The following is a 12590-nucleotide window of genomic DNA, read 5'->3' on the forward strand; positions in this document are numbered from 1 at the left end:
CACCGTCCGCCGGCGGCTGACCCGAGGGCGCACCCGAACAACTCCGGTGAGATCCAGTCCATATCCGCCAGTAAACGTGGCGCAGGACACAACCCGGGTAGTCGAGTCGGGTAGTTCTACCCGGTTCCCGGGCACTGTCTCACGCAACGCTTGATGCGACGCAAACCACACGAGGTGTGAAGGAATCTGAGAATGACAGTTACTCGAGCAGCCGAGTCGAATTCGGCCGCGACGCGGCCCGAGATCACGCTTCCGGTCACCAAGCTACTCATTGCGGGTCAGCGCACGGACGCGTCCGATGGACGTACCCGCGATGTGTTCGACCCGTCCAGCGGCGCCGTCGTGACTTCTGTACCCGAGGCCACCGCCGACGATGTGCGGGCCGCGATCGGCGCCGCCCGATCGGCCTTCGACGAGGGGGCGTGGGCGACGCTGAACTGCCGGGACCGTGGCCGCATCCTGTTGCGCGCCGCGGTTCTGCTGCGGGACCGGGCCGAGCAGTTTGCTCGACTCGAGTCGACCGACACCGGAAAACCCATCACATTCAGTCGAATGGTCGATGTCGCCACCGCAGCGGACATGTTCGAGTACTACGGCAGCCTGGCGTTGGGAATCGAAGGTGCCACCCGCACGACCGGAGTACCGACCTTCGCGTACACGCTCCGCGAGCCGATAGGAGTCGTCGCTGCGATCACGCCGTTCAACTTCCCATTGATTCTGTCTCTGTCGAAGATTGCGCCGGCACTGGCAGCGGGCAACACCGTCGTCCACAAGCCCGCCGAGGACACCCCGCTGACCGCGCTGGCGATCGGTGAACTTCTCATCGAGGCGGGGCTGCCGGACGGAGTTTTCAATGTCGTTACCGGCGGCGCCGAGGCCGGCAGCGTCCTCGTCGAGGACCCCCGCGTGGACAAGATCGCCTTCACCGGGTCGACCGCGGTCGGCACTACGATCGCCACCCGTGCGGCTGCCACACTCAAGCATGTCACCGTCGAACTCGGCGGCAAGTCAGCCAACCTGATCTTCGCTGATGCCGACATCGAATCGGCTGTGCAGGCGGCGATTTCCGGCTTTGTCTACAACACCGGCCAGTTCTGTATGGCCGGTACCCGTCTGCTTGTCGAGCGTCCCATCTACGAGGATGTGGTCACGGCCGTCGGAGCCGGAGCCGGATACGTTCCGGTCGGCGACCCCTTCGCGGACTCCACCGTGATCGGGCCGATGACCGGGCCCAAGCATCTGGCGAAAGTCACCGGGTTTTTGGACAGGGCGGCAGCCGCCGACGTGCGGGTGCTCGGTGGCGGCGCGGTCAGCGGCGTCGACGGCGCGGGCTGGTATCAGGCCCCGACCGTGCTCGCCGACGTCACCCAAGATTCGGAATTCGTGCAGGAAGAAATCTTCGGTCCCGTTCTGACCGTGCAACCGTTCGACAGCGAGGACGAGGCCGTCGCTCTGGCCAACTCCACCCGCTACGGTCTTGCCGCCGGCCTTCAGACCACCGACATCGGCCGTGCCCACCGCGTCGCCGCTCGCCTGAATGCAGGTTTGGTGTGGGTCAACAATTGGGGCGTCCTCGACGTCCAGATGCCCATCGGTGGCTACAAGCAATCCGGGTACGGCCGGGAGAACGGCCCCGAAGGACTCGACGAATATCTTCAGACTAAATCGGTGATCGTTGCCACCTAGCCGCCGTCGCGCACGGCCCGCATCCCAGCCCCCTTCCAGGCCATCGGCCTAATCCAGCTCGAAGGATTCCTCTCATGACCATGACACTCAGTGATCGCGCCCGCTTCGAAACCGACCTCGACCTGTGGGACGACGAAGTTCTACTCGACCCGTATCCGCACTACAAGATGCTGCGGGACAAGGGGCCGGCCGCATACCTGACCAAGTACGACATGTGGATCCTCACCCGTTACGACCAGGTCAAGAACGCACTCGCCGACTGGGAGACGTTCAGTTCCGCGCACCTGGGAGGGATCGCCTTCAACCAGGCCTGCAACGAGGCCTGGACGGGGTCGACCCTGGTCACCGATCCGCCCGCCCATGCCGCGCCGCGCAAGGTGTTCGATGACGCACTGCGCCCCCGATTCGTCCGCAAGGCCCTAGGCGACATCGAGTCACGCGCCCGAGTGGTCGTCGACCAGTTGCTCGAGCGCAAGACTTTCGACGGAGTCATCGACTTCGCCCGGGATCTGCCGATGCACATCGTGATGGATCTGGTTGGCTGGCCGGAGGACGGCCGCGACAAGATCCTCGAATGGGCCGAGGGCAGTTTCAACTCGGCGGGCCCGGAGAACAATGCTCGATTCGCTGCCGAAGGTGGCGCAAGCATTCCAATACCTTCAGGAGATCGCCAACGAGGAGAACCTGATTCCCGGTAGCTTCGGCAGCATCATCCTCGATGCCGCGAACCGTGGCGAGTTGCCGAAGGAAAACGTCCCGATCATGCTGGCCGGGTACCTCAACGCAGCGCTGGATACCACCATCAACGCGGTCGGAAGCTTGCTGATGCTGTTCGCGCAGAACCCCGACCAGTGGAAGCTCGTCCACGAAGATCCCTCACTTGTTCCGAGTGCGTTCCTCGAGGGTGTGCGCATGGAGTCCCCGGCGCAGTTCTTCTCCCGGGCCACCACGCGGGAGGTCGACCTCGGAGAGGGCGTCATCATCGCGGCCGACTCGAAAATCATCCACTCCTACGCGGCAGCAAATCGCGATGAGCGTCACTACCCGGATCCGGATCGGTTCGACGTCCGGCGCAATCCGACCGACAATCTCGCGTTCGACTTCGGTACCCATGCCTGCCCTGGCCGGACCCTGGCGACGATGGAAGCGCAGGCGTTGTTCACCGCCCTCGCGGAGAGGGTTACGACCATCGAACTCGTCGGTGAGCCGACGCGAGTGCCGAACAACATCACCCGTGGTCTGTCGACACTGCCGGTACGAATCAGCTGAGCGACCGACCACGAGAGGAGCAACCACAGTGAAACTCGGCATCGATCGCAACGTATGCGACGGACACGGCATGTGCGCCCAATCCGCCCCCGATTTCGTCCGACTCGACGACGACGGTGAACCGGTGGTGATTCAGGAGCAGGTGCCGGCAGAGGTGCCTCCGGCGGTGGACCTTGCACTGCGTGCCTGCCCGGTCAGCGCCGTTCATCTCGACTGATCTTTCACACCTTTGGTGGCGGCACTGCACGGGTAGCCCGCGCAGTGCCGCCACTGCGCATTTCGCCACGACCGGAAGAGACTTCGCATGACCCCCGACGACCAGGTGCTCCTCGATTACGCCCGCAAGTGGGCGCCGTACGGTGGCCCGCGGCGTGGTGACATCCTCGTCGAGTTCGGGATGTCTCCCGCCCGTTTCTATGTCCAACTCCAGCGGATACTCGACTCCGTGCTGGTGACCAACATGTCACCGGGTGAACTTGTCCGCCTGCATGCCGTGGTCAACTCCCAGCCCGGGATCCCGTGACCCGCTCGATGCGGTCGCCGGCAACTGCGAATTTCGACCCCGGTGCAGACAGATCGTCCAATTGCCCCGGCCCACAGACATTTCGATCCGCGGCTGGGTGATTTCGGCTACCTGGAAGAAATGGCGAGCGCTGATCCTTCCCTCGATCTCACACTGTATTGTGATGTAGATCATGTGGAGTGTTGGTTCGATATCGCCGCTTGCGATCGTGCACTCCGCTTTCGACGAGGAGGCGCGCCGGTGACCGGTGTCCGTATGCCCGGCAATCTTCCGATTCAGGTGACGAGTTTCGTCGGGCGGGACGACGTGCGGGACTCGGTTCGCGAAGCGCTGACCCGCTCGAAGCTGGTCACCCTGACCGGTTTCGGTGGCATGGGTAAGTCGCGTCTCGCACTCGCAGTGGCAGAAGAGGTTCGCGACACCTTCGCCGACGGTGTGTGGTTCATCGATCTCGCACCGGTGAAACCCAGTTCGTCCATCGAGGAGGCCGTTCTTGCCGCGCTCGGTGGTCAGGATCATTCAACGGGTTCCGCGCACGATCGCCTCCTGTCGTATCTCGAAGATCGACAGATCCTCCTCCTGCTCGACAATTGCGAGCACGTCATCGATCAGACCGCGGCCCTGGCAGCCGAACTGTTGGCAACTGACTTGGATGTGCACATTCTGGCGACCAGCCGGGAGTCGCTGCGCGCAGCAGGTGAGCAAGTCATCCCGGTTCCACCACTGTCGGCACCCGATCCCTCGTCGGTTTCAGACATCCACCATGTCACGCAGTATGATTCGGTGGCGCTACTGTTGGACCGGGCAACCGCAGCGCATCCGGGTTTCGCGATCACCGACGCCAACTTCCGGGCAGTCGCGCAACTGTGTGCACGTCTGGAAGGCAGCCCCCTGGCCATCGAGTTGGCAGCAACACGGTTGCGTTCGCTATCCGTCGCTCAGGTGGTCCAGCGTCTGGACGACCAATTTCACATTTTGGGGACCGGCGAGCGATCCGCGCCTCCCAGGCAGCGCTCCTTGCGGGCACTGGTGGACTGGAGCTACGACCTGTGCAGCGTCGAGGAACAAGTGTTGTGGCAGCGGGCCTCGGTGTTCGCCGGTGGATTCGACCTCGAGGCCGCCGAGGGCGTCTGCGCGACCGAGAAGGTCACGGCGGAAGAGGTATTGCAGCTCGTCGATCAACTCGTCTCGAAGTCGATCCTGACGGCTCACACCGATGCATCGACCGCTCGATTTCGTTTCCTCGAGACCATCCGTCAATACGGGTACGAGCGACTTCGGCAGTCCGGTCAGGCTGAGAGCGTGAGCCGGGCACATCGCGACTACTACCTCACCCTCGCCCGAACAGTGCTCGACAACTGGGCGACCGCTCGACAGATTGAGGGCATCGCGCGGTTGCGGGACGAGCGATTCAACATCAGCCGAGCTCTCGAATGGAGTTTCTCCACTCCCGGCGAGCAGCAGGCCGGACTCGAGATGGTGATCACATTGCGCTTCCACTGGGCGATCGGCGGCTTCCTCCGGGAAGGCCGACGGTGGCTCGATCAGGCAATCACCTATCAACCCGAACCCACCCCCGCGCGGGGTACCGCACTGTGGGTCGCAGCATGGGTCGCTCTGGTGCAAGGCGACCGTGACGGGGCAGCAACCTATCTTGTCGAGGCACAACACACTGCCGACGCCCTCGGCGGCGGCGACCTACAGACCTATATCGAGTTGATGATCGGCACAGCCGCGCTGTTCCGCTCCGACCTGTCCGAAGCGATTACCGCTCTCGATCGGGCCATCATCGGCCTCGAAGCGATCGGCGACCATGCCGGTACTTTGCTCGGGTCGATGCAGCTGGTGGTGGCGCTCGCACAAGTCGGGGAGAGCTCCCGTGCTCAGCAAGTCGCGGCGAGTGCACTGCGGTTGAGCGAGGAATGCGGGGAGCACTGGGGACGATGCCAGGCGATGTGGGCCCTGGGCTTCGACAGCTGGCTCAGCGCCGACCACGACCGCGCGACACGCCTCGTACGACAGGCGCTCGCGATGAAGCCGGAGTTCAACAGGGTGGGTACCGCACTGGACATCGACCTGCTGGCCTGGGTGGCGGCATCGCAGGGCGACAATGAGTGGGCCGTACGCCTTCTCGGCGCCGCACGATCGATGTGGACCGACCTCGGCACCACCATCGGAGCGTTCGGCTTGCACTTCGCCGAGCATTCCGCGCTCTGCGAGAAACGGCTTCGCGCCGCCCTCGCGCCCGACAAGTTCGATGCACTGGCGGCCGAGGGAGCGTCCTGGAGCGCCCCGCGCGCCGTCACCTACGCTCTCGGCGGCCGGGAGCGCACACTCGATACCTCCACGACGACATTGCCCGTGGCACTGACCCGCCGCGAGCGTCAGGTCGCGGACATGGTGGCGGACGGGCTGAGCAACCGGGAAATCGCCGAGGAGCTGGTCCTGTCGACTCGCACGATCGATGGACACGTCGAAAACATCTTCAGCAAGCTGCACGTCAATTCCCGCGCCCAGGTCGCCGCCTGGGTGACCCGCACGCGGGCCGCAGCGCAGAACGGGTAGCTGAACCGGGTAGTACTACCCGGTTGCCGAATCCCCTCCCCTAGCACCATGTGACTCAACGCACATCGTGTTGACAGGGAGAGACAGATGACAGTGACAACGACAGCGGCACTGGTCGAAGCAGCGGGTGCTGACTTCGTTCTCGGAGAGATCGAACTCGACGATCTGCGGCCGGACGAGGTGCTCGTGAAAATGGTCGCCGCGGGGCTGTGCCACACCGACCTCTCCGTGCAGGCCGGTCACACCGGTTACGCATTCCCGGGCATTCTCGGCCACGAGGGCGCCGGCATCGTCGAGGCAGTCGGCTCGGCGGTCACGAGGGTACGGCCAGGCGATCATGTCGCCCTGACCTTCACCTCCTGCGGGAGCTGTGCGCATTGCCGAAGCGGGCATCCCGCCTACTGCGCGACGTGGGTGCCCGCGAATCTGTTCAACAACGGTCTGCGGGCCGACGGAACGTCGACGGCGCGGCGCGACAGTGCAGCGGTGACCGCCCGGTTCTTCGGGCAATCATCGTTCAGTGCACATTCGGTGGTCGACGAACGGTGCGTGGTCCTTCTCGACGACGACCTACCACTGCATCTGATGGCCCCGCTCGGATGCGCCATCCAGACCGGCGCCGGCACAGTGCTGAACATTCTCGAGCCCGACGCGGGTCAGTCCGTCGCCGTGTTCGGAACCGGAGCGGTGGGATTGGCCGCGATCATGGGGGCTGCTGTCACGGCCGCTGGAGCGATCATCGCGGTGGACCGGGTCCAGTCTCGACTGGACTTGGCCCTCGAGCTGGGCGCAACCCACGCCATCAACACCACCACCGCCGATCTTGCCGGTGAAATCGCGGCGATTACCGGCGGCGCCGGCCTCGACCATGCCGTGGACACCACCGCGAACGTCGGAGTCACCCGTGCCATCACCGACAATCTTGCGACGTTCGGCACCTGTGCTGTCGTGGGTGCACCGGCGCCCGGCACCGAGCTGGCCATCGACATCAGTGCCTTCCTGGTCGGCCGCAAGATCGTGGGTGTCACGGAGGGCGATTCGGAGCCGCTGACCTTCATCCCCGCCCTCGCCGACCTGTACCGCCAAGGCCGGCTTCCGCTCGAAAAACTGGTAACCACCTACCCCTTCAGCGAAATCAACAGAGCTGCTGAGGACGCGAAGGCCGGTACCACGATCAAGCCGGTTCTGTTGTTCGACTGACCCAGCGTTCCGGGGTCTTGTGAACAGCGCGTGTACGAAATGTTTGGAGAGATTGTGATGACACAGATCGAGAACACCCGTGTCGGGTCCGCGTCGGTAACCACGAAGGTAACCGAGTACGAGGCTGATGTCCTGGTCGAGTCGAAGAAGCTGGTCGCCGACGGGGTTGTACTCCTCGTGTTGCGGCACTCGGATGGCGAACAGCTTCCGGCGTGGGAACCCGGTGCGCACATCGACCTCATCCTGCCCGGCGACATCACCCGCCAGTACTCATTGATGGGTGACCCCGCCGACCACCAGCGGTGGAAGGTGGGTGTCCTGCGGGAGCCGGAGAGCCGCGGTGGCTCGGAGTACATCCATGAACAGTTGGTCGAGGGCCAGACCGTCCGGGTGCGCGGTCCCCGCAACCATTTCGAGCTCGCACCATCGAATCGGTATCACTTCATCGCCGGTGGCATCGGCATCACGCCGATGATCCCGATGATCCGATCCGCCGAGGCGTCCGGCGCCGAGTGGAAGCTGACCTATGGAGGGCGTCAGCGCAGTTCAATGGCTTTCCTCGACGACCTGGAACAGCACGGGGGCAAGGTCGACGTCTTTCCTCAGGACACGCGAGGTTTTCCCGATCTCGATGCGATCCTGTCCACGCTTGCGCCCGGAACGCTGGTGTACTGCTGTGGTCCGGAGGGCTTGCTCACGGCGGTGGAAGACAAATGTGCGCAGTGGAAAGTAGGCGATCCGCATATCGAACGGTTCTCACCCAAGCACTTTGACGATGCCGTCAACACCGCTTTCGATGTCGAACTTCGAGAGAGCGGACTGACGCTGCATGTTCCAGCCGACAAGTCGATTCTCCAGGTGGTGCGCGCTGCGGGTGTCGGAACAACCGCCTCGTGCGAGGAGGGCACCTGCGGCACCTGCGAGACCGCCGTTCTGGAGGGAACGCCCGACCATCGGGACTCGGTTCTCACGGCCGACGAGCAGGCCGAGAACGACTACATGATGATCTGCGTGTCTCGGTCGTGCTCGAAGAAGCTCGTTCTCGAACTCTGACCGCGCGGCTACGTCATTTGACTCAGCCATCGTGGCGACGGTTTGCGGTGTTCCGGACTCGATGAAGTTCGTAACATCCAGGACTGACACGCATTACACAACTCTTTTGCCCGCTGCGAGCGAGCGTATTTCACCACAACGAACAGGATCCGCATGAACACCGAAACACTGGTCGCCGTCGACGTGCACACTCACGTGTTGGCGTCGACGCGCACACCGGCCTCCGACGGCGGTGGCGCGTCCGAAATCGCGAACGTCTTCGGTGATATGCCCGAACTCACCGTTCCCGAGCTGGCCGATTACTACCGTGAGCGCAACATGGCGGCAGTGGTGTTCACCGTCGACAGCCCCGTCCGGTCCGGGCGCGAACCGCGGGTGTCCAATGAAGAGATCGCCGAGCTCGCAGCCGAGAACGCGGACGTGCTGCTGCCGTTTGCCAGTGTCGATCCCGGTCGGGGTGCCGCGGGCGTGAAGTGGGCGAAGCGACTGATCGACGAGCACAAGGTGCGCGGCTTCAAATTCCATCCCAGCGAGCAGGCGTTCTACCCGAACGACCGCAGCGCGTACCCCCTCTACGAGGTGATCGCCGAAGCAGGGCTGCCGGCGCTGTTCCACAGCGGCCAGACCGGTGTCGGAGCAGGCCAGCGCGGCGGCGGTGGGATCCGACTCAAGTACAGCAACCCGCTGTTTCTCGACGACGTCGCGGTGGATTTTCCCGATATGCCGATCATCATCGCGCATCCTTCGTTCCCCTGGCAGGACGAGGCATTGGCGGTGGCCGGTCACAAGCCGCAGGTCTACATCGATCTGTCCGGGTGGTCGCCGAAGTACTTCCCGGAGAATCTGGTGGCCCAGGTCAATTCACTGCTGAAGCGGAAGGTGCTGTTCGGGTCCGACTTCCCGGCGATCACCCCCGACCGGTGGCTGAAGGACTTCGAAAAACTGCCGATCAAGGATGAAGTTCGACCCCTGGTGCTCAAGGAAAACGCCATCCGCCTGTTCGGTCTCAACGGCCCCGAGAAGGAAAGGGGCTGAGGACCATCGACGTCAGTTTTGGCTCGATCCTCGAGGCCGTCGCAGAAGCCGTGCCCGACCGCATCGCCATCTCCACACCGGACAGCGAGTACACCTACGCCCAATTCGAGGAGCGGTCAGCCAGGCTCGCGACGGCTCTGCAGCAATCCGGTGTGGCCGCCGGCGACACCGTCGCGTGCTACCTCTACAACAGTGCCGCGTACCTCGAGACGGTGTTCGCCGCGTTCAAGATCGGGGCGGTCCCGGTCAACGCCAACTACCGGTACACCGGTTCCGAACTGGCCTCGTTGCTCACCGACGCGGATGCTCGCGCCCTGGTCTACAGCGATCAGCTGGCAGCCAATGTCGACGGTATCGTCGACGCTGTCCCCACGCTGGCCGTGGCCCTGCGCGCCGGCGGAAAGGCGGTGGGGATTGCCGCGGGTGATGACTTGAACGGGGTAATCGCCGCTCACCCACCACTTCCGCAGGCGCCGAGGCCGGGGACCGACACCTTGTTCATGTACACCGGAGGCACCACCGGTCGCCCTAAAGGGGTGATTTGGCGACACCGGGACCTTCTGCATTCACTGGCAGTGCCCGTCTATCGGCCGGTTGGGCGTGACCTGCCCACCACGATCGCCGACGCCGTCGACGCCGCCCGAGAGGCAAGCGTTCGCGGGATGGTCCCGGTCACCATGCCGGTCGTGCCGCTCATGCACGCCACCGGTCTGTTCAATACGATCGGCACGATGCTGCTGGGGGGAACCGTGGTGCTCGCGGACCCGGGCGGGCTGGACCCCTCCCGGGTGTGGTCGATCGTGCAGGACAAGCACGTCAAAACGATCATTGTCGCGGGCAATGCCGTCTGTTCGCCGCTGATTGACGAGCTCATCCGGTCCGAAACCGATGGATGCCCCTATGATCTGAGCAACTTGCACACCGTGCTCAGTTCGGGCACCGCGTTCAGCGATCATCTCAAACATGCGCTTCACGAGCGGGCCGACGTCACGATCATCGACGCGATCGGCTCGAGCGAGGGCGGACCGTTCGTATTCGCGACCACGTCCTCGGTCGACGACCTACCCGCCAATTTCTTTCCGGTGCCGGCGACGAAGGTTTTCGACGAGCACGACAACGAGGTGCTACCGGGCAGCGGAACAACCGGTGTCCTCGCCTACAGCGGCCCCTCCCCCCTCGGCTACTACAAGGATGACGGCAAGACGGCGCTGACCTTCCGCGTGATCGATGGGGTCCGGTACGCCCTTCCAGGAGACTTCGTGGAGGTGCACCAGGACGGCTCCATCCGATTCCTCGGACGCCAATCCGGGGTGATCAATACCGGTGGCGAGAAGGTACATCCCCAGGAGGTCGAGGACGTACTGCTCACCCATCCAGACGTCCGAGACTGCGTCGTTGTCGGCGCACCGGACCCGAAGTGGGGTGAACAAGTCGCAGCCGTCGTCGCCGTCGATGCCGCGAGCACAGTCACCGAGGAGGACCTGCAGAACTGGGTTCGGCAGGAACTCGCCGGATATAAAGTGCCGCGCACGGTTGTCCTCCTCGACCGCCTACCGCGAACACCGACCGGCAAGATCGAAATATCCTGGGCCAAGCAGCAAGTAACAATGATGTCAGCGCAGTAACCATAATTCCTCTGTCGCTGAATCCACAGCACGACAACGGAAATCAGCACTTTCGGCCAAACAAGCCGATCGATGATACGAGAACCGCAGCCGACGGCTGCGAAGGAGTGAAAATGAGTTTGCAGGGAACAGTCGCAATTGTCACCGGTTCCGGCCGCGGACTCGGCCGGGCGTATGCCCACGGGCTCGCCGCGGCCGGTGCTGCGGTCGTCGTCAACGACCTCGATGGGGACGTCGCCAAGGACACCGTCGAGAGCATTGTGTCGAAGGGCGGGCACGCCGTGGCGGAGGTTGCCCCGGTTGGCACTTCCGATGTGGCGGACGCACTGGTTCAGCGGGCAGTATCCGAATTCGGGCGACTCGACGTCATGGTCACCAACGCCGGGGCACTCCGAGACAAGACGCTGCGCAATACCACTGACGAGGACTTCGATCTTGTCGTGGGCAGCCACCTTCGTGGCACCTTCACGTGTGGACGGGCTGCCGTTGATCAGTTCCGGCAGCAGGGCGAGGGTGGGCGGCTGATACTCGTCGGTTCCCCTGCCGGCCAGCGGGCCAGCTTCGGCCAGACCGCGTACTCGGCTTCCAAGGGGGCCATCGTGGCGATGATGCGTACGTGGGCTGCCGAATGCAAGAAGCTCGACGTGACCGTCAACGCGATCATCCCCACCGCCCTGACTCGCATGGTCGCCACTATCCCGGGTCTCGGCGAACTTGTGGAGAAGGCAGAAGCGGGCGAGCCGATTCCGGAGAAGGCACGCCGCGTTGGACTCGGCACACCCGACGATGTCTCCCCGCTGGTGGTGTACCTGGCGTCGAAGGCATCGGCACATGTCACAGGGCAGGCCATCGCGGTCGGTGGTGACCGGATAGCGTTGTGGACTCATCCCTCCGAGGTGCACGAACAGTTCTCCGCCGGGGGGTGGAACCCGCGCACCGTCGAGGAGGCCTTCTCCACCGCGCTGGTGTCGAATCTGCAGGACTATGCACCGAAGCCGTTGAACTTCTAGCACGGCCACCCTTCCCCGATTCGAAAGAGAGTCCACTATGAGTGCCACGACCGTCAACGGTGTCGACGGGGTGAAATCCCTCCCCACCGGTGAGTTGCTCGGGTACAGCGACTGGATGGAGATCACCCAAGAAAGTGTCAATCAGTTCGCCGACGCCACGGGGGATCACCAATGGCTTCATGTCGATCCCGAGCGCGCCAAGGAAGGTCCGTTCGGTGGTCCCATCGCGCACGGATACCTGACGCTGTCCCTGGTTCCACTCCTGTTGCCGCAGGTGCTCGAGCTGTCAGGGTTCAGCATGGGCGTGAACTACGGGTGTGATCGGGTCCGCTTCCCCGCACCAGTTCCCGTCGGCAGCAAAGTCCGCGCCGGAGTCGTCCTCGATTCGGTCACCGATGTCGCGGGCGGTATCCAACTCACGGTGACGATGACCTTCGAAATCGAAGGCGGCACCAAACCCGCGTGCATCGCCACTATCTTGGTTCGCCAGTACCCGTAGGGCGCGGTCGCTGGACGCTTCCAACGCCGTGTTGTCTGCGCGGCGTGCACTGGTGAGGCGCGGTGATCCCGCGTCTCACCAGTGACGTCTATACCGTTGCCTCGGTACGACGGGAGTGTCTGGTG

At 63.8% G+C, this 12590-nt stretch carries 12 protein-coding genes; all 12 read left to right on the top strand.

Annotated features, from left to right (window positions below; all coding sequences use genetic code 11):
• The first annotated feature begins 192 nt into the window (after positions 1-192).
• The 12 genes from ACH49N_RS10520 to ACH49N_RS10575 all read left to right on the top strand — a co-directional run bounded on the left by ACH49N_RS10520 (position 193) and on the right by ACH49N_RS10575 (position 12465).
• The gene (locus tag ACH49N_RS10520; RefSeq protein ID WP_358272578.1) at positions 193-1686 is read left to right on the top strand and encodes an aldehyde dehydrogenase family protein; all 1494 of its coding nucleotides are present in this window, start codon (positions 193-195) and stop codon (positions 1684-1686) included.
• Positions 1687-1760: 74 nt separating this feature from the next.
• Entirely contained in the window at positions 1761-2384 is a 624-nt protein-coding gene (locus ACH49N_RS10525) for a hypothetical protein (protein ID WP_358272576.1), read from the top strand.
• Complete coding sequence (locus ACH49N_RS10530) at positions 2302-2955, top strand: cytochrome P450 (protein WP_358272574.1); 654 nt, start codon at positions 2302-2304, stop codon at positions 2953-2955. Before ACH49N_RS10525 ends, ACH49N_RS10530 begins: the two co-directional genes overlap by 83 nt.
• A gap of 28 nt (positions 2956-2983) precedes the next feature.
• Positions 2984-3172 carry a ferredoxin gene (locus tag ACH49N_RS10535; protein WP_358272573.1) on the top strand — a complete coding sequence of 63 codons (189 nt, stop codon included), beginning with the start codon at positions 2984-2986 and terminating at the stop codon, positions 3170-3172.
• Between the two features lie 87 nt (positions 3173-3259).
• Positions 3260-3478, top strand: a complete 219-nt coding sequence (locus ACH49N_RS10540) for a DUF3263 domain-containing protein (RefSeq protein WP_358272571.1) — start codon at positions 3260-3262, stop codon at positions 3476-3478.
• A gap of 240 nt (positions 3479-3718) precedes the next feature.
• Positions 3719-6043 (top strand): LuxR C-terminal-related transcriptional regulator, encoded by a 2325-nt coding sequence (locus tag ACH49N_RS10545; protein WP_358272569.1) that lies wholly within the window; start codon positions 3719-3721, stop codon positions 6041-6043.
• 87 nt (positions 6044-6130) lie between these two features.
• Positions 6131-7243 carry an NAD(P)-dependent alcohol dehydrogenase gene (locus ACH49N_RS10550; protein ID WP_358272567.1) on the top strand — a complete coding sequence of 371 codons (1113 nt, stop codon included), beginning with the start codon at positions 6131-6133 and terminating at the stop codon, positions 7241-7243.
• A 57-nt stretch (positions 7244-7300) separates the two neighbouring features.
• Positions 7301-8296 carry a PDR/VanB family oxidoreductase gene (locus ACH49N_RS10555; protein WP_358272565.1) on the top strand — a complete coding sequence of 332 codons (996 nt, stop codon included), beginning with the start codon at positions 7301-7303 and terminating at the stop codon, positions 8294-8296.
• A gap of 153 nt (positions 8297-8449) precedes the next feature.
• Positions 8450-9331: an amidohydrolase family protein gene (locus ACH49N_RS10560; RefSeq protein WP_358272563.1), complete on the top strand. Its 882-nt coding sequence runs from the start codon at positions 8450-8452 to the stop codon at positions 9329-9331.
• A 26-nt stretch (positions 9332-9357) separates the two neighbouring features.
• Entirely contained in the window at positions 9358-10956 is a 1599-nt protein-coding gene (locus tag ACH49N_RS10565; RefSeq protein ID WP_397504536.1) for an AMP-binding protein, read from the top strand.
• A gap of 113 nt (positions 10957-11069) precedes the next feature.
• The gene (locus ACH49N_RS10570; RefSeq protein WP_358272562.1) at positions 11070-11966 is read left to right on the top strand and encodes an SDR family oxidoreductase; all 897 of its coding nucleotides are present in this window, start codon (positions 11070-11072) and stop codon (positions 11964-11966) included.
• Positions 11967-12003: 37 nt separating this feature from the next.
• Positions 12004-12465, top strand: a complete 462-nt coding sequence (locus tag ACH49N_RS10575; protein WP_358272561.1) for a MaoC family dehydratase — start codon at positions 12004-12006, stop codon at positions 12463-12465.
• Positions 12466-12590 lie beyond the last annotated feature (125 nt).

Origin of the sequence: Rhodococcus sp. NPDC019647 (genome assembly GCF_044389235.1) — a bacterium.
Classification (GTDB): Bacteria; Actinomycetota; Actinomycetes; order Mycobacteriales; family Mycobacteriaceae; genus Rhodococcus_F; species Rhodococcus_F oxybenzonivorans.